Genomic DNA, 17,669 nt, shown 5'->3' on the forward strand with positions numbered 1-17,669 from the left:
ATGCAAGCAACAAGCTTAGGACTATCATATATCGAAATTGTATTAAGAATTGTACTTTCATTAGTTATTGGTGGTGTAATTGGTTTAGAGAGAGGAAGTAAATCTCAACCAGCAGGTATTCGTACACATAGTATTGTTTGTCTGGCTGCATGTTTAATTATGATGACTAATGAGTATGTATCTTATAAATTTGGTACAGGAGATCCTACACGCTTAGGTGCGCAGGTTATATCAGGTGTTGGTTTTCTTGGGGCTGGAACAATACTTATTACAGATAAAAAGAAAATAACTGGTTTAACAACTGCAGCCGGAATATGGGCTTCAGCTGGAATTGGTCTAGCTATTGGTGTTGGTTTTTATGAAGGAGCCATACTAGGAGCAATGTCTGTTTGGAGTGTTATAACTATGTTCCAACCTTTAAAAAAATATCTTCAAAGTCGTTCAAAGATAATCGAATTGTATATCGTTGTTAGATCTACAGAGGCATATAATCGGGTACTAGTATACTGTGCTGAGAATGGCATTAGAATGACTGATTCTAGAACTGCATTTGGAGATGTTAATTCAGAAAGAATTGAATATTTTGATGTTCCAGACAAAAAAATCGCGTCATTTATTACTCTGGAATTATCAGGTAGATTTGAGCACCTTAAACTAATGGAAGAAATTGCTAATATTGTTGGTGTGATTTATGTTGAGGAAATCAGCTAATCTAGGGATAAACAAAGGGACGGATTATTCTAGTCCTTTTGTTTTCTTTAAATAATAAGAAATATAAGGGCACATCTAAAAACTCAATTTCAATACTTTTAAACATTGATGTATCAACGTTTTCTGAGCAATAAAAATAGAAAATCGGTAGTTTTTAGAGGTGTCCATAATAATTTTTGAAGAAAAGGATCTAACTAATTTGAGAGTATATAAAGTGGATTTTGATGCAGGAAAAATAACTTATTTTGATGACTATAATCTCATACAGGTATACCACTTCCATTCATTTTATGATGTTTGTGAGATGGTGTTCGCTTGTCATTTACCATTTGAAGAAATGCTTAGAAATGTTATTGTTAAGGAGAAAGCTGTTCCCATATTAGAGTGTTATATTGAACAGATAATGAATACATTTCTAAATACAGAAGGATTTACTGAAAATGATTCCTTGGAATTTTCAGGTAGTGTATTTTCTTATCCGATGATTTGTAATGCAGTTTACAAAATAGTACAAAACAGTGAATTGAATTGTAAAATTTATGTTACTAGTACTGAAAGTTAATGTAGATTTAGTGAAGTATTTCCTCCAGATGTAAACTAGATTAAAAGATTAGAATGTAATTTTCTTGTTAAAATAATTTAAATATTGTATAGTTATAGTGAAGGTTTATGACAGGAGTATTTTAATGGAAAAAGGGAAAAAGGTAACGATATATGATATTGCACGTTTGTCTGGTTTTTCTCCAAAGACAGTTTCACGTGTAATAAATGGAGGGAATAGAGTAAAACCTGAGACTTATAATGCCATAAAAAAAGTCATCGATGAGTTATCCTATATTCCAAATGCCTATGCTCAGAATTTAACGAAAAAAGAAACCACGAATATTTTAATATCTGTGAAGAAGATTGATTCTTTTCCTTTAATCTGGTTTCAAACACTTTTAGATAAAGTTTTACAAACTTGTAGACAATTTGGAGTAAATGCTATTGTTGAATATTTTGGAGAGGAAGATTCGATTAGTAATTCAATTATTTCAAGTATTGGTAGCCTTGTAGATGGAGTGATTGTCTTTTATGAGTGGGAGAATGATATTCGAATCCAATATTTAAAGAAAAATAATATGCCTTTCATTGTCTTTGGAGAGTCTCAAACACCTGGAGTAGTTTACGTATCTAACAATAACTTTCAAGCTACTTATGATATGATGAAAGTAGTTTTGGAAAAGAATTTTAAAGATATGTGGTTACTTATGGGAGGTGAGTCTTATGTAAATAAGGATCGAGAGAGAGGAGTGAGAACTTTTTTAAAGGATAATAATTATTCTATGGATTTGAAGGTAGTTTATGGTTTAACTACAATAGAGTCAGTTTATTCCTTTGCTGTGAATGATTTGTCTTTTGGAAATTATCCAGATATTATATTTGTTTCAGGCGATGAAAAAGTTCAGGGACTAATTCGTGCGTGTTACGAAAAAGGAATAGCGATTCCGGATAATATATCCGTTGTTGGATTTGATAATATTCCAATTTCACAGTATTACACTCCTGCTTTATCTACAATTTCTCCTAATTATGTTAAATTAGCTCAAGAAATGATTGAAGGGGTATTAGCAATTATAAAGGGGGAAAGTGTCACATCTGTTGAAGTTTCTACTAAACTTGTTAGGAGACAGAGTTTCTAGTATTGTTTAATTCTTGAAAATCCTAATGGAAAAGATGGAGTGTTCTAAAGTAAGTTCTGTTTAGCCTCCATTCAGTTTCTATTGAGTTGGATCCAATTTCTAACAAGTGGGACATTTTCACGTTCGATTTACTAAAGACATTATCACATTCGAATCACACATCTTTCAAAAAAATTGTAAAAAAGTCTTGACAAAGAAAAAACAAAGTATTAAAATAAGTTCAACAAATCAGAAAAGTAACTATTTTTGATCTTCAGGGAGCCTGTGGTGATTGTGAACAGGTGGTTGGAAATAGTGAAAGTGGGCTGATTTTAAAAATGAATTTGAAACAATGAAAATTCGGTGCGCACACCTTACAGTGCAACTTGTTGTTAGACAAGGCAGAGATGTAAAGGGGGATAATCCCTTTATAATTGAGGTGGCACCGCGTTACCAACGCCCTCACATGGAAGTATATTCTGTGTGTGGGCTTTTTTCATATCTTGAAATCAATACTGAAAGAGGAAAAAATTATGACAACTAAAGGTTATTTTGGACAATTTGGTGGTAGTTTTGTACCGGAGCCGATTCAGGCTTTGTTGGATGAGTTGGAAGTGACATTTGACAAGTATAAGGATGATCCAGAGTTTTTGGCAGAATTTCGCCATTACTTGAAGGATTATTCAGGTCGCGAAACACCGCTCTATTTTGCAGAAAGTTTGACAGAACACTTAGGTGGCGCTAAGATTTATCTCAAGCGCGAAGACCTTAACCATCTTGGTTCTCACAAACTCAATAACGTTTTAGGACAAATTCTTTTGGCCAAACGCATGGGCAAAAAACGAGTAATCGCAGAAACAGGAGCTGGTCAGCACGGTGTTGCGACTGCAGCGGCTGCAGCCAAGTTTGGTATGGCCTGTGATGTCTACATGGGAGCAGAGGATGTGGAACGTCAACGTCTCAATGTTTTCCGTATGGAGATGATGGGAGCAACTGTTCACGCAGTTGAAACAGGGACTCGTACCCTCAAAGATGCTGTTGATGCAGCCTTTGGAGCATGGATGAATGATTTGGAAGCCTTCTACGTTTTGGGATCTGCTGTGGGACCTCACCCATATCCAACCATTGTTCATGAGTTCCAAAAGGTCATTAGTGAAGAATCTCGCCGTCAAATCTTAGAAAAAGAAGGTCGTTTACCAGACTACGTTATTGCTTGTGTAGGTGGTGGTTCCAATGCCATCGGTGCTTTTTCTCAGTATGTGGCTGATGAAGAAGTTAAATTGGTTGGGGTTGAAGCTGCTGGTCACGGACTCGACACAGACAAGCACGCAGCTACTATGACAAAAGGTAGTATCGGAATTGTTGATGGTATGAAGACCTATGCAGTCTTTAAGGAAGATGGAGAGCTAGCTCCAGTTTACTCTATCTCAGCTGGATTGGACTATCCAGGGGTTGGCCCAGAACACGCCTACTTCAAAGATTCAGGTCGCGTGGAATATGTGGCTGCGACAGACGAAGAAGCGGTTCAGGCTCTCCTCCTTCTCAGCAAGACTGAAGGAATTATCCCAGCGATTGAAAGTTCGCACGCTATCGCAGAAGCAGTTAAACGTGCACCGAAACTAAGTAAAGACGACATTATCATCATCAATGTCTCTGGTCGTGGAGACAAGGACGTAGCTGCTATTGCAGACTACCTAGAAGCTAAAAAATAAAAGATGGAAAAATTACAGTCTTTTCTCTCACAGAGAGCTTGTGGTTGCTGGAAACAAGCAGAGAAAGCTGTAAGGTTGGGTCCATCTGAAACGAGAGAAGAAAACATAATTCTCAAGGGAGTGCCCTTTATCGCACAGCCTGTTACAGGAGGTATCTGAGACAGGAATGAGAGATAGGAGAAATCCTATAATTGAGGTGGCACCGCGAATTTCGTCCTCACGCAAGTTATTTTGCGTGGGGATTTTTCATACAGTCGCAACGGACTAGAAGTAGAACTGAAAGGGAAATTACAATGGAACGAATCATTCATGGAGATGTCTTATCACCAATCTTAGCTTATATGCGCCTAAAGGGGCAACACAAGGTTATTTTAGAGAGTATTCCGAGAGACAAGGAAACAGCTCGTTTTTCTATCCTAGCCTATAATCCTGTTTTTGAGATTAAGTTTGAAAATGGAGTTCTTTATCAAAATGGGCAAGTGATTGATCGTGATCCCTTGGATTTCCTTTATGAAGTGACTCATAAGAGCCAACACCATTCAGACCTACCTTTTGGTGGAGGAGCCATTGGTTTTGTGGGTTACGATATGATTTCTCTTTATGAAGAAATTGGTCAAATCCCTGAGGATACAATTGGGACACCAGACATGCATTTCTATGTCTATGAGAGCTATATGGTCTTTGACCACAAGAAGGAAAAAATCCATGTCATCGAGGATGCACTTTATAGTGAGCGCAGTCAAGAAGACTTGGAAGAAGCCTTGAACCAAGTGCTTGAAGAATTACGCATTCCTGTAGCAAATGAATTTGAAGACTTGGATTTATCACCACTTGACTTCAAACCCCACATCGCTCCTCAGAAGTTTGAGGAAATGGTGGAAACAGCTCGTGACTTGATTCGTAATGGCGATATGTTCCAATGCGTGCTCAGTCAGCGCTTCTCAGCAGAAGTTACTGGAAATCCATTTGACTTCTACAGAAATCTCCGCGTGACCAATCCATCTAATTACCTCTATTTCTATGATTTTGGGGATTATCAAATCATCGGTGCCAGTCCCGAAAGTTTGGTTTCTGTCAAAAATGGCATCGTGACAACCAATCCGATTGCAGGAACACGACCAAGAGGAGCTACAGATGAAGAGGACAAGGCCTTGGCGACAGATCTGCTTTCGGATGAGAAGGAAACAGCAGAGCATAGGATGTTGGTAGACTTGGGGCGTAATGATATCGGCCGCATCTCTGAAACGGCAAGTGTCCAAGTCACTAAGTATATGGAAGTGGAGCTCTTCCGTTATGTCATGCATTTGACCAGTGTGGTCAAGGGGCGTTTGCTTCCAGAACTCACTGCTATGGATGCCTTGAAAGCAACACTTCCTGCTGGAACTGTTTCTGGAGCGCCAAAAATTCGAGCTATGAGACGCATCTATGAACTAGAAACAGAAAAACGTGGCGTATACGCAGGAGCAATCGGCTACTTGTCTGCGACGGGTGATATGGATTTTGCCATTGCCATCCGAACTATGATTCTAAAAAATCAAACAGCCTATGTGCAGGCTGGGGCAGGGATTGTCTACGACTCCATCGCCCAAAACGAATACCAAGAAACCATTAACAAAGCAAAATCTATGACTAGAATTGGAGAACTAAGACCATGATTTTATTGATTGACAACTATGATTCTTTTACCTATAACTTGGCCCAATACATTGGGAATTTTGCAGAAGTTCAGGTTTTGAGAAATGATGATCCCAAGCTGTATGAAGAAGCTGAAAAAGCAGATGGTCTGGTCTTTTCTCCTGGTCCTGGTTGGCCAGTTGATGCTGGAAAGATGGAAGACATGATTCGTGATTTTTCTGGCAAGAAGCCGATTTTAGGGATTTGTTTGGGCCACCAAGCTATCGCAGAAGTCTTTGGTGGTAAGTTAGGTTTGGCTCCAAAAGTCATGCATGGGAAACAGAGCAATATCAGCTTTGAAGCGCCATCTGTTTTGTATAAAGGTATCGAGGATGGCCGTGCGGTCATGCGTTATCACAGTATTTTGATTGAAGAAATGCCAGAAGACTTTGAAGTGACAGCTCGTTCGACTGATGACCAAGCCATCATGGGAATTCAACATAAAAACCTACCGATTTATGGCTTCCAGTACCATCCAGAGAGTATCGGAACGCCAGATGGCTTGTCTTCTATTCGGAATTTTATCGAGAAGGTTGTAAAGTGAGGAAACTAGGATGAAAGAGATTATTGAAAAACTAGCAAAATTTGAAAATTTATCAGGTGTGGAAATGACGGATGTCATTGAGCGTATTGTAACTGGGCGTGTTACTGAGGCGCAGATTGCTTCTCTCCTTTTGGCTCTTAAGATGAAGGGGGAAACACCTGAAGAACGCACAGCCATTGCCCAAGTCATGAGAGGGCATGCCCAACATATTCCAACTGAAATTCATGATGCCATGGACAACTGTGGTACAGGTGGGGACAAGTCTTTCAGTTTTAATATTTCCACAACTGCAGCCTTTGTCTTGGCTGGTGGTGGTGTTCACATGGCAAAACACGGTAACCGCTCGATTTCTTCTAAATCTGGTTCCGCAGATGTCCTCGAAGCCTTGGGTATCAACCTAGACCTCAAACCAGCTGAACTAGGTAAGGTCTTTGATAAAACTGGAATCGTCTTTCTCTTTGCTAAAAATATGCATCCAGCTATGAAATACATTATGCCAGCTCGTTTGGAACTAGGAATTCCAACGATTATGAACTTGACTGGTCCACTGATTCACCCAATGGCTTTGGAAACACAGCTTCTTGGAATTAGTCGTCCAGAACTTCTAGAAAGTACAGCTCAGGTTTTGAAAAATATGGGTCGCAAACGTGCCATCGTAGTTGCTGGGCCAGAAGGACTGGATGAAGCTGGCTTGAACGGAACAACCAAGATTGCACTTCTTGAAAATGGCGAAATCACCTTATCAAGCTTTACTCCAGAGGATTTGGGAATGGAGCGCTACGCTATCGAAGATATTCGTGGAGGCAATGCTCAGGAAAATGCAGAAATTTTGCTTAGCGTTCTTAAAAATGAACCAAGTCCATTCTTGGAAACGACAGTTTTAAATGCTGGTCTTGGTTTCTATGCTAATGGTAAGGTAGCTAGCATCAAGGAAGGAGTTGCCTTGGCCCGCGAAGTCATTGCTAGTGGCAAGGCCCTTGAAAAACTCAGACTTTTACAGGAGTACCAAAAATGAGTCAGGAATTTTTAGCACGAATCTTGGAGCAGAAGGCGCGTGAGGTTGAGCAGATGGAGCTGGAGGAAATCCAGCCCCTGCGCCAGACCTATCGCTTGGCTGACTATCTAAAACAACACCAAGACCGCTTGAAGGTAATCGCTGAAGTCAAGAAGGCTAGCCCTAGTCTGGGAGATATCAACCTCGATGTGGATATTGTGCAACAGGCCCAGACTTATGAAGCGAACGGAGCAGTGATGATTTCTGTTCTGACAGATGAAGTTTTCTTTAAAGGTCATTTGGATTATCTACGGGAGATTTCCAGTCAGGTACAGATTCCAACGCTCAACAAGGACTTTATCATCGATGAAAAGCAAATCATCCGTGCTCGCAATGCGGGTGCGACAGTCATCTTGCTCATTGTGGCTGCCTTGTCAGAAGAACGTCTCAAAGAACTGTATGACTACGCGACAGAGCTTGGGTTGGAAGTCTTGGTGGAGACCCACAATCTAGCTGAACTAGAGGTAGCTCACAGACTTGGTGCTGAGATTATTGGGGTCAATAATCGCAACTTGACCACCTTTGAAGTTGACTTGCAGACCAGTGTAGATTTGGCTAAACATTTCAAAGATGATTGCTTGTACATTTCTGAATCTGCTATTTTCACAGGGCAGGATGCGGAACGAGTAGCGCCATACTTTAACGGAATTTTAGTAGGGACAGCTCTCATGCAGGCAGAAGATGTAGCCCAGAGAATCAAGGAGTTGCAGATTGACAAAGGTTAAAATTTGCGGATTATCTACTAAAGAAGCGGTAGAGACAGCTGTTTCAGCAGGAGCCGACTACATCGGTTTTGTCTTTGCACCTAGTAAAAGACAGGTGACCTTGGATCAGGCAGCTGAGCTGGCAAAGCTCATTCCTGCAGATGTCAAAAAGGTTGGTGTATTTGTTTCACCAAGTTGGGCAGAACTGCTAGAAGTCATTGACAAAGTTGGCTTGGACTTGGTTCAAGTTCACGGTCAGGTGGCAGATGATTTATTTGAGAATTTGCCTTGTGCCAGTATTCAGGCTGTGCAGGTGGATGGAGAGGGTCATGTGCCCCATTCTCAGGCAGATTATCTACTCTTTGATGCCCCTGTGGCTGGGAGTGGCCAGACCTTTGACTGGGCTCAACTGGATACGACTGGACTAACTCAGCCTTTCTTTATCGCAGGTGGGCTTAATGAAGACAATGTAGTAAAAGCAATTCAACACTTTACTCCCTATGCAGTAGATGTATCAAGCGGAGTGGAGACAGATGGACAAAAAGATCATAAAAAGATTAGAAGATTTATAGAGAGGGTAAAGAATGGCATATCAAGAACCAAATAAAGATGGATTTTACGGAAAATTCGGTGGACGTTTCGTCCCAGAAACATTGATGACAGCAGTTTTGGAGTTGGAGAAGGCCTATCGTGAAAGTCAGGCAGACCCAAGTTTCCAAGAGGAATTAAACCAACTCTTGCGCCAGTATGTGGGGCGTGAAACTCCTCTTTACTACGCAAAAAACTTGACCCAGCATATTGGCGGAGCCAAGATTTATCTTAAACGTGAAGACCTCAACCATACAGGGGCCCATAAGATTAACAATGCCTTGGGACAAGTTCTTCTGGCTAAATGTATGGGTAAAAAGAAAATTATCGCAGAAACAGGTGCTGGTCAGCACGGTGTGGCAACTGCAACTGCTGCAGCCCTCTTTAACATGGAATGTACTATCTACATGGGTGAGGAAGATGTCAAACGCCAAGCCCTTAATGTGTTCCGTATGGAGCTTTTGGGAGCTAAGGTCGAGGCAGTGACAGATGGTTCGCGCGTGCTCAAGGATGCAGTCAATGCAGCCCTTCGTTCATGGGTAGCTAATATCGATGATACCCACTATATCCTTGGTTCTGCCTTGGGGCCTCATCCATTCCCAGAAATCGTTCGTGACTTCCAGAGTGTTATTGGTCGAGAGGCTAAACAACAGTACCGCGATTTGACAGGTCAAGATCTGCCAGATGCCCTAGTAGCCTGTGTTGGCGGTGGTTCTAATGCCATCGGTCTCTTCCATCCCTTTGTAGAAGATGAGTCTGTAGCTATGTATGGAGCTGAAGCAGCAGGACTTGGTGTGGATACAGAGCACCACGCAGCTACCTTGACTAAGGGTCGCCCAGGTGTCCTTCACGGTTCCCTTATGGATGTGCTCCAAGATGCCCATGGTCAAATTCTTGAAGCCTTCTCTATCTCGGCAGGTTTGGACTATCCTGGTATCGGTCCAGAACATTCTCATTACCATGATATCAAACGTGCCAGCTATGTTCCTGTGACTGACGGGGAAGCCTTGGAAGGATTCCAGCTCTTGTCTCGTGTGGAAGGGATTATCCCAGCCCTAGAATCTAGCCATGCTATCGCTTTTGCAGTGAAATTGGCCAAAGAACTTGGACCAGACAAGTCCATGATTGTCTGTCTATCAGGTCGTGGGGACAAGGATGTGGTTCAAGTCAAAGACCGCTTGGAAGCAGATGCAGCAAAGAAGGGAGAAGCTCATGCCTAAGACACTAACAGAAAAATTAAACGCTATAAAAGCAGCTGGAAAGGGAATTTTTGTTCCCTATATCATGGCTGGAGACCACGAGAAAGGTTTGGATGGACTCGGAGAAACAATCCACTTTTTAGAAGATTTGGGAGTCTCTGCCATTGAAGTGGGCATTCCTTTTTCAGACCCAGTTGCGGATGGGCCTGTTATCGAAGAAGCTGGCTTGCGCAGTCTAGCTCATGGTACTTCGACACAAGCTTTGGTTGAAACCTTGAAAACCATTGAAACAGAAGTACCACTTGTCATCATGACCTACTTTAACCCCCTCTTTCAGTACGGTGTGGAGAATTTTGTCAAAGATTTGGCAGATACAGCGGTTAAGGGCTTGATTATCCCAGACCTGCCTCATGAACATGCCAACTTTGTAGAGCCATTTTTGGTGGGTACAGATATCGCTTTGATTCCCCTAGTTAGTTTGACAACAGGGATTGAGCGTCAAAAAGAATTGATTGAAGGGGCAGAAGGCTTTGTCTATGCCGTTGCTATCAATGGGGTGACAGGGAAATCAGGCAATTACCGCGCAGATTTGGACAAGCACTTGGCACAATTGCATCAAGTTGCCGACATTCCAGTATTGACAGGATTTGGTGTATCTAGTCAAGCTGATGTAGAACGCTTCAATGCGGTGTCAGATGGTGTTATCGTTGGTTCGAAAATTGTAAAAGCTCTCCATGAAGGAGAGTCAATTGAGGACTTTATCAGACAAGCAGTAGCTTACCAAAAATAATCACACAAGCAGCGAGTAAGAGGAAAGGCACAAAAGGAAGTCTTTCCTTTTTCTTTTGCTGGAGAAAGGCTAGAATCCCCGCCGCAGAAGCAAACTGAATCAAGATGAGTAATTCTGTTGCGCTAAAGACGAGTGCACAAGAAGCTAAAAAGAGAAAATCCCCTGCGCCCATTCGGATATCGATAAAATGAGCCAAAATTCCAAGGACAAGGAAGAAGAACATGACCAGATTCCAGCCAGAGCAGACCATTAGGAGTAGATGAAAGACAATCCAGACCAGTAAGGGGTATTCCTGATGGCGCAAGTCGTAGATGCCCAAGGTCAAACCCGCAGTTATTAGGATGACTTGACTCAAGGAAAGCAATTCCCAAGACCAAGCCAGAAAGAGGAGCCCTAAGCCTAGTTCCAAAAGGGCATACCAGACTGGATAAGGAGACTTGCAGTAGCGACAGCGAAAGCGATTGAGCACCTGCGAGAGAATCGGAATCAAATCTAACGGACGCAAGCGAGTCTGACAGGAATCGCAGTGACTAGCCGGTCGGATAATGGAATGTTCTGGGAAACGGTCAATAACCAAACCAAGAAAGGAAGCGAGAATGCTCCCGACAAGAAAATAATAAAGATCAATCATACTTATTTATTCGTAAAAAATAGGAGAAGTAGTATAATGGAGAAACATAGATAAGGTGGTGAGGTCAAGATGATAATTCGTTTTGAAGAAAAGGTGAGTATAGAAAACGCTCAGCTCGTATGCCAATGGTCCAACTCCCTTGGCAAATCCTTTCAAGAACAATGGATGGGAACAATGATTCCTTTTCCCTTGACAATTCAAGTCTTGCAAGATTTGGAAGGAATCTTTTCAATCTTTGAAGGACAAGAGTTTGTGGGGCTTATCCAGAAAATCAGGCTAGAAGGCAGGAATCTTCATATCGGGAGATTTTTTATCAACCCTCAGAAACAGGGGCAGGGCTTAGGTAGTCAGGCTTTAAGGAAATTTGTTAGTTTGGCCTTTGAAAATGAAGACATAGATACTATTTCTCTAAATGTTTACGAGGCAAATCACACAGCTTACAATCTTTACCAAAAAGAAGGATTTGAAATCGTTCAAATGGTTGAAACACCTATACGAAAATACATCATGAAAAAGGGGAGATAGAAAGCAAACAGCCTTGAAATCAATCTTGACTGCGATGATGAACCTGAATCAGCCCCTCAAAAGGGACTGTATATGAATGAACGTTACCGGTGTTTAAAAACTAAAGAATATCAGGCACTTTTATCTTTCAAGGGTAGATAAATTTTCGCTAAACGTAAGATTGATATGAAATCTGTCTTTGGGCAGATAAAGGTTTGTTTGGGTTATAAGAGATGTTATCTGAGAGGTAAGCGTCAAGTAAGAATTGACATGGGATTTGTACTCATGGTCAACAACCTGCTGAAATATAATAAGAGAAAGAGGTGAAATTAAAAAGCTAGAGTTTCGCAATTGGAAATCTCTAGCTTTTTGTTTTCTGAGAATCATATTGACTCAGACTCTTTTGACTAATGTTACTAAAAAGATAAAGTAACTTTTATCCTTATTTATCGTCGCCACTCAACATGTTTTTGATACCTTCTACAGCACCTTCTACAGCGTCTTTGGCATCTTCAGCAACTTCTTTTACTTTAGAAACAACTTTTTCAGCTGCTCCTTCTTTTTCCATTTTTTCATCACCGATGGCTTTCCCAACACCTTCTTTAATAGAACCTTTAGCTTGATTTAATTTTTCTTCTACTGACATGATAATTTCTCCTGTTATATTTATTTTATATTAGTTTACACGAGTTTTTTCGTGAGATACTACACCAGTTGCTGCACCTTTAACAGCTTCTACACCTTCGCTAACTTTTTCTTGAACAGTTGAGAAACCAGATCCAAGACCAGATTTAGCTTTTTCGAATTGTTCTGAAGCGAATTCTCCTGTTGATTCAGCAACGTCAGATACGCGATCTTGAAGGCTTACTGAGTCTGCTTCATGTTGTTCTTTAGTTTTGATGTCGACAACGTTTACGTTGATTTCAACAACTTCCAAGTCAGTCATCTTAGCAACTTCTGAAGATACGATTTCTCTGATTTCTGAATATAAAGCTGGAACATTTTTTTGGTACTCAACAATAACGTTTAAGTCAACTGCAACTTGTGTTTTACCAACTTCTACGTTAACACCACTTGTTACGTCATCGCTGTTAACGATTTTTTCTTTAAGATTTGAGAAGAAACCACCGTCGATTCCCAAAAGACCTGAAACGTTTTCTAGTGACAGACCAATGATTTTTTGGATAACTTTATCTTCGTAAGTAAGTTCCCCTTTGATTTCGTGAGCTACAACAGTAGCATCTTTCTTTTCTACGTTAGTGTTTGTGTTTTTTTCGTTTGACATATGAAACTCCTTTAATTAAATTAGTAATTTTTATTTTTTTATTTATCTATATAGTTTTTTTCGATATATAATCCAGCTGCAACTCCCAGTGCTCCTAAAATCAATACAAATATTGTTTTGAAGAAGCCAAAGGAGACAATCAAACAAGCGAGAAATACGCCTATGAGACCAGCGATAATTGGATATCGATATTGTTTAAGCCATTCCATTTTTTACTTCCTTACTTCACACGACTAACAGTCTTTTTGTTTTGAGGCTTTGGTTTAGGCTGGTAGTCTTTTACTAGAACTTCTAGTTTAACCTGACGCTCAATACCAAAAAACTGCTTCAATCCATTAGTTATTTCACTTTGAATTATTTGGCATCTGTCAGCGATGTTGTCCGAAGGAAGAATTTTACCTTCTACATGAACGAAACATTTATTTTTTCGTAAATTTACATGAACAGTTGGGTTCTTGATCAATCCATGATCACTCACCAAACTTCTAACAAAACCTTCAATTGCCGAATTCTTTAATTTTAATGTATCGTTTTTAGTTTCAAGTTGAATTTCCAAATAACGTTTAGGATAAAACAACACAACTAACATCGATAACAAAACTAAAGTTGATAGAGCCACTATCCCCCAGAATATATATCTAGAGAGATAGAATTCAACAAAATGATTCTGTCTCCAGCTAAATAGCTGAATGCCTAGATCACTAACTTGATGATAATCTATCAAAACAGGAAGGAAAATTGTCAAGGTTAAAATACAGAAAATAATTAAAAATATTTTCTTTGTTTTTGACATATACAATCCTTTCGATTTAACATTAAACTATTTTTACCCGTCTAATCTATTTAAAAATAGTTTATTCTACAAGTAATTATTTTTTACCTGTAAAGAATGATACTACAGTAACAACAATTGCTGCTCCTGCAATAGATGGGATCAAAGCCATTCCAGCGATGGATGGGCCCCAACTACCTAAGAGGGATTATCCTACAGATGACCCGACTAAACCAGCGAATACATTTGCGACGATTCCCATAGAACTACCTTTTTTAGTGATTCTACCTGCTACAAGTCCAATCAGACCTCCAGCAATGATTGACCACAATATTGCTTACCCTCCTTTTTTATTTTAATATCAAAAAATAAATCAATTCCTTTGATTGTTGCTATTATATAATTTTTAAAATTAAAAATATACTCTTTCGACTTGAATTTGATTCTGTATTCACGCCCTCAATAGACGGTAAAATAAGAAAATTGTTTATATATTGACTCCGTAGTGTTATTATACGAAATAAAAGATTTTAGGAAAAGTCGTTACAGCATGTTATACCTATTCTTTGTGGTATAATTGCAAGAGGTGAAATCCGATAATTTATAAAGAGAGAAAGACATTCATGAGAGATTTATTATCTAAAAAAAGTCATAGGCAATTAGAATTATTAGAATTATTATTTGAACATAAACGATGGTTTCATCGTTCTGAACTAGCAGAGTTACTAAATTGTACAGAACGTGCAGTCAAAGATGATCTATCCCATGTTAAATCTGCTTTTCCTGACTTGATTTTTCATTCTTCTACTAATGGTATACGCATTATTAATACCGATGATAGTGATATTGAAATGGTTTACCATCATTTCTTTAAGCATTCAACTCATTTTTCAATTTTAGAATTTGTCTTCTTTAATGAAGGTTGTCAAGCTGAGAGTATTTGTAAAGAATTTTATATCAGTTCATCTTCGCTCTATCGTATTATTAGCCAAATCAATAAAGTGATTAAAAGGCAATTTCAATTTGAAATCAGTCTGACCCCTGTTCAAATCATTGGAAATGAGAGAGATATTCGTTACTTTTTTGCACAATATTTTTCAGAAAAATATTATTTCCTAGAATGGCCATTTGAAAATTTTTCATCAGAGCCCCTATCTCAATTGTTAGAATTGGTTTATAAGGAAACAAGCTTTCCAATGAATTTGTCAACTCATAGAATGCTAAAGTTGCTCCTAGTTACGAACCTATATAGAATAAAGTTTGGTCATTTCATGGAAGTAGAGAAAGACTCTTTTAACGATCAAAGTTTGGATTTTTTAATGCAGGCAGAAGGAATAGAAGGTGTTGCTAAGAATTTTGAATTAGAATACAATATCTCTTTAGATGAAGAAGTTGTTTGCCAATTATTTGTGTCTTACTTTCAAAAAATGTTTTTCATAGATGAAAGTCTCTTTATGAAATGCGTAAAAAAGGATAGCTATGTTGAAAAATCTTACCATCTATTGAGTGATTTTATTGATCAGATTTCAGTCAAGTATCAGATTGAGATTGAGAATAAGGATAATCTGATTTGGCATCTGCATAATACCGCACATCTGTATCGTCAAGAGTTGTCCACTGAGTTTATTTTATTTGATCAAAAAGGGAATACAATCAGGAATTTTCAAAATATTTTCCCTAAATTTGTTTCAGATGTAAAAAAAGAGCTTTCTCATTATTTAGAGACTCTTGAGGTTTGTTCTAGTTCAATGATGGTAAATCATCTATCTTATACCTTCATCACTCATACCAAACATTTGGTGCTTAATTTACTACAAAATCAGCCAAAGCTGAAGGTTCTGGTTATGAGTAATTTTGATCAGTATCATGCAAAATCCGTTGCAGAGACACTTTCTTATTATTGCAGCAACAATTTTGAACTTGAAGTTTGGACTGAATTAGAATTATCAAAGGAATCTTTAGAAGAATCGCCTTATGATATCATCATTTCTAATTTTATTATTCCTCCGATTGAAAATAAGAGACTGATCTATTCAAATAATGTCAATACAGTCGCTCTCATCTCTTTGCTTAACGCAATGATGTTTATTCGATTAGATTAGTAACCTAAAATAAAAAATGCTATTTCGCGTTTTGAACTGTACCTCAAAAGTTAGACAGAAAAAATCTAATTTTTGGGGTGTTTTTGTTAAGAAAAGACCTTCAGTCATTTAAGTAAAATGTACATCTAGAGTCATAGTCCTCTAAAACTCTTGCTTTTTTTGTAGAAGATACGAAAAAAACCTTGATTCCAAGGCTTTTCCTGTTGTATGTAGATGCCCCCTACATGGATTTGTAAGAACTTTTCATATTGAAAATAAACAAAAATGTTGAAATATAGCTGATTTTAGGGAAATACTTTTAGGTGTTTTCAATGTCAGGATTTAAAAATGGGGCAAAAGTGGGGCAAAAACGAATGACTCGTATTTGGTTTGAAAACCTATAATACCTAATGATTATGCTATTCTAGATATATAGTTTTGTTATAAATAAATGTCAGTGCGAGTTCAAATCGGAGGATAAAATGGAAAAACAAATTAATGAAAAAAAGCCTTGGTTCCCAAAGCTTTTTAATGTTATAAACTCATTAAAATAACTCCCAGTTAGATTTGGAATATTTTTTATTCTGTGTCATATAAAAATAAATAAAATGAATGGCTATAGCTAGAGCTAAAATGGTTGTTATACTCACTACTATTATAGGATTAGAAGCAAAGATTAAAGAGAGAATAAAGGCAGCCAGATAGAGTGTCGCTTGGACACAGTAGTAACTTTTCGAATAGCGAAGATAGTGTTTGTTATAGGGCCCATTTACTAGGACAGCAGCTTGAAAGAGGCCAAATCCGATATAAGAGAAGCTGGTTGCAAAGAGACGATTAGCTTCAGGATTCTGAAGAAAACTCATCGATACAGTCATCATCATAAGTCCAATGAAAATAGGATAGTGACTGTAAATTAGAAATAGTCCCTTTTGATTAGATTTTTCATCAATAGCATGGTCGAATTGACCAAAATAAAACAAGAACAGAGAAATCATAATAATGAGATAAAGAACCGAATAAATCGAGAAATTCTCGATTGTAAAGAAGTTAGCTAGATTCGTAATCATCTCTCCAAACGTAATAATGACAAGAAGGGAGATGCGCTCGATTAAATGGGGGAGATTTACCTGGTAATGCTTATCTTTATTAAGCAAGATACTTGGCATAATAAAGATAAACAGAATACTAGCAAAGAAGATATAGACTCTAACGTAAATAGGAAGAAGAGCTGCTAGATAGACTCCTAAACTTCCTAGACCTGTTATCCATAGAAAATCTTTGATACTTTCCCGTTCAACATCATCGGTTGATTTTCTAAAAAATTCAACCAAATATTGAAAAAATAAGGTAAGGGTTAATGTACCAATAGCCCAACAGAGATAATGAAAATATTGTTGCCAATCAGGTCCAATCATATTGGCTATAAAGAGTAAAAGTCCCATTTTGATAAACATGATTACCATGTTAAATAAAGAGTTCTTTCCATAGCGATTGGTATAATCGGTTTGAATCATCCAGGAATCGATGAGAACCAAAATAGCAATGAAAAAATCAAGGAAAGAATTCCAAGTCAAAATACCGTTATGAAGATGGTCGATTAAAGTAGTTACTTTTGAAATTGCAAAAACAAAAACTAAGTCATAAAAAAGTTCTGAAAATTCTACACGTTTATGTTTAATAAGAGTTGTCATCTTAAGACCTTTCTATTTTAGAAGTACAATTTATTATAACAGAAAATGGTAATGAGAGAAAAGGAGAT

General features: G+C 38.4%; 19 protein-coding genes, 2 pseudogenes and 2 other annotated features. Of the genes and pseudogenes, 14 read left to right on the forward strand and 7 right to left on the reverse strand.

All coding sequences use genetic code 11. The annotated features are described in order from the left end of the window. From KV696_RS04410 to trpA, 11 genes are all read left to right on the forward strand, one after another. A complete protein-coding gene (locus KV696_RS04410; protein ID WP_001149044.1) occupies window positions 1-711 on the forward strand; it encodes an MgtC/SapB family protein in 711 nt (236 codons plus the stop codon). 160 nt (window positions 712-871) lie between these two features. Then, window positions 872-1,273 carry a hypothetical protein gene (locus KV696_RS04415; protein ID WP_235181552.1) on the forward strand — a complete coding sequence of 134 codons (402 nt, stop codon included), beginning with the start codon at window positions 872-874 and terminating at the stop codon, window positions 1,271-1,273. A gap of 124 nt (window positions 1,274-1,397) precedes the next feature. Continuing rightward, entirely contained in the window at window positions 1,398-2,393 is a 996-nt protein-coding gene (locus KV696_RS04420; protein WP_033679774.1) for a LacI family DNA-binding transcriptional regulator, read from the forward strand. 220 nt (window positions 2,394-2,613) lie between these two features. Then, window positions 2,614-2,839 (forward strand) — a binding site (T-box leader). 63 nt (window positions 2,840-2,902) lie between these two features. Then, entirely contained in the window at window positions 2,903-4,084 is a 1,182-nt protein-coding gene (gene trpB / locus KV696_RS04425; RefSeq protein ID WP_219967055.1) for a tryptophan synthase subunit beta, read from the forward strand. Continuing rightward, window positions 4,081-4,306 (forward strand) — a binding site (T-box leader). (Overlaps the previous gene by 4 nt.) A 71-nt stretch (window positions 4,307-4,377) precedes the next feature. Beyond that, on the forward strand, window positions 4,378-5,739 hold the full coding sequence (gene trpE, locus KV696_RS04430) for an anthranilate synthase component I (protein WP_219966981.1): 1,362 nt from the start codon (window positions 4,378-4,380) through the stop codon (window positions 5,737-5,739). Further along, complete coding sequence (locus KV696_RS04435) at window positions 5,736-6,302, forward strand: aminodeoxychorismate/anthranilate synthase component II (protein WP_049491312.1); 567 nt, start codon at window positions 5,736-5,738, stop codon at window positions 6,300-6,302. The genes trpE and KV696_RS04435 overlap by 4 nt, the downstream gene beginning before the upstream one ends. A gap of 10 nt (window positions 6,303-6,312) precedes the next feature. Next, window positions 6,313-7,317 (forward strand): anthranilate phosphoribosyltransferase, encoded by a 1,005-nt coding sequence (gene trpD, locus KV696_RS04440; protein WP_023943869.1) that lies wholly within the window; start codon window positions 6,313-6,315, stop codon window positions 7,315-7,317. Continuing rightward, window positions 7,314-8,081: an indole-3-glycerol phosphate synthase TrpC gene (gene trpC / locus KV696_RS04445; protein ID WP_023943867.1), complete on the forward strand. Its 768-nt coding sequence runs from the start codon at window positions 7,314-7,316 to the stop codon at window positions 8,079-8,081. The genes trpD and trpC overlap by 4 nt, the downstream gene beginning before the upstream one ends. Continuing rightward, entirely contained in the window at window positions 8,068-8,667 is a 600-nt protein-coding gene (locus tag KV696_RS04450) for a phosphoribosylanthranilate isomerase (protein WP_219966982.1), read from the forward strand. Before trpC ends, KV696_RS04450 begins: the two co-directional genes overlap by 14 nt. Further along, window positions 8,645-9,868, forward strand: a complete 1,224-nt coding sequence (gene trpB / locus KV696_RS04455) for a tryptophan synthase subunit beta (RefSeq protein WP_219966983.1) — start codon at window positions 8,645-8,647, stop codon at window positions 9,866-9,868. The genes KV696_RS04450 and trpB (KV696_RS04455) overlap by 23 nt, the downstream gene beginning before the upstream one ends. After that, window positions 9,861-10,637: a tryptophan synthase subunit alpha gene (trpA, locus tag KV696_RS04460; RefSeq protein WP_219966984.1), complete on the forward strand. Its 777-nt coding sequence runs from the start codon at window positions 9,861-9,863 to the stop codon at window positions 10,635-10,637. The genes trpB (KV696_RS04455) and trpA overlap by 8 nt, the downstream gene beginning before the upstream one ends. Here the strand turns inward: trpA and KV696_RS04465 are convergent. After that, on the reverse strand, window positions 10,609-11,268 hold the full coding sequence (locus tag KV696_RS04465; RefSeq protein WP_219966985.1) for a prepilin peptidase: 660 nt from the start codon (window positions 11,266-11,268) through the stop codon (window positions 10,609-10,611). The genes trpA and KV696_RS04465 overlap by 29 nt on opposite strands. Before the next feature lie 69 nt (window positions 11,269-11,337). On the opposite strand from KV696_RS04465, the gene KV696_RS04470 reads away from it, so the two are divergent. Together KV696_RS04470 and KV696_RS10455 are read left to right on the forward strand one after the other, a co-directional pair. Further along, complete coding sequence (locus KV696_RS04470; RefSeq protein ID WP_219966986.1) at window positions 11,338-11,793, forward strand: GNAT family N-acetyltransferase; 456 nt, start codon at window positions 11,338-11,340, stop codon at window positions 11,791-11,793. A gap of 33 nt (window positions 11,794-11,826) precedes the next feature. Beyond that, window positions 11,827-12,099, forward strand: a pseudogene (locus KV696_RS10455) (transposase); the annotation flags it as partial. A 115-nt stretch (window positions 12,100-12,214) separates the two neighbouring features. On the opposite strand, the gene KV696_RS04480 reads toward KV696_RS10455, so the two are convergent. The 5 genes and pseudogenes from KV696_RS04480 to KV696_RS04500 all read right to left on the reverse strand — a co-directional run bounded on the left by KV696_RS04480 (window position 12,215) and on the right by KV696_RS04500 (window position 14,163). Continuing rightward, the gene (locus KV696_RS04480; protein WP_000109954.1) at window positions 12,215-12,418 is read right to left on the reverse strand and encodes a CsbD family protein; all 204 of its coding nucleotides are present in this window, start codon (window positions 12,416-12,418) and stop codon (window positions 12,215-12,217) included. Between the two features lie 30 nt (window positions 12,419-12,448). Beyond that, window positions 12,449-13,057 (reverse strand): Asp23/Gls24 family envelope stress response protein, encoded by a 609-nt coding sequence (locus KV696_RS04485; protein WP_173254548.1) that lies wholly within the window; start codon window positions 13,055-13,057, stop codon window positions 12,449-12,451. Window positions 13,058-13,095: 38 nt separating this feature from the next. Continuing rightward, window positions 13,096-13,266 carry a DUF2273 domain-containing protein gene (locus tag KV696_RS04490; protein WP_000455066.1) on the reverse strand — a complete coding sequence of 57 codons (171 nt, stop codon included), beginning with the start codon at window positions 13,264-13,266 and terminating at the stop codon, window positions 13,096-13,098. An 11-nt stretch (window positions 13,267-13,277) separates the two neighbouring features. Next, window positions 13,278-13,850, reverse strand: a complete 573-nt coding sequence (gene amaP / locus KV696_RS04495) for an alkaline shock response membrane anchor protein AmaP (RefSeq protein WP_219966987.1) — start codon at window positions 13,848-13,850, stop codon at window positions 13,278-13,280. A gap of 76 nt (window positions 13,851-13,926) precedes the next feature. Further along, window positions 13,927-14,163, reverse strand: a pseudogene (locus KV696_RS04500) (GlsB/YeaQ/YmgE family stress response membrane protein). A gap of 289 nt (window positions 14,164-14,452) precedes the next feature. Here KV696_RS04500 and mgaSpn point away from each other — a divergent pair. Then, entirely contained in the window at window positions 14,453-15,931 is a 1,479-nt protein-coding gene (gene mgaSpn / locus KV696_RS04505) for a virulence factor transcriptional regulator MgaSpn (protein ID WP_219966988.1), read from the forward strand. Window positions 15,932-16,455: 524 nt separating this feature from the next. On the opposite strand, the gene KV696_RS04510 is transcribed toward mgaSpn, so the two are convergent. Continuing rightward, a complete protein-coding gene (locus tag KV696_RS04510) occupies window positions 16,456-17,601 on the reverse strand; it encodes a low temperature requirement protein A (RefSeq protein ID WP_173304495.1) in 1,146 nt (381 codons plus the stop codon). Window positions 17,602-17,669 lie beyond the last annotated feature (68 nt).

Source organism: Streptococcus humanilactis, from assembly GCF_019448275.1.
In the GTDB taxonomy this organism is placed as follows: Bacteria; Bacillota; Bacilli; order Lactobacillales; family Streptococcaceae; genus Streptococcus; species Streptococcus humanilactis.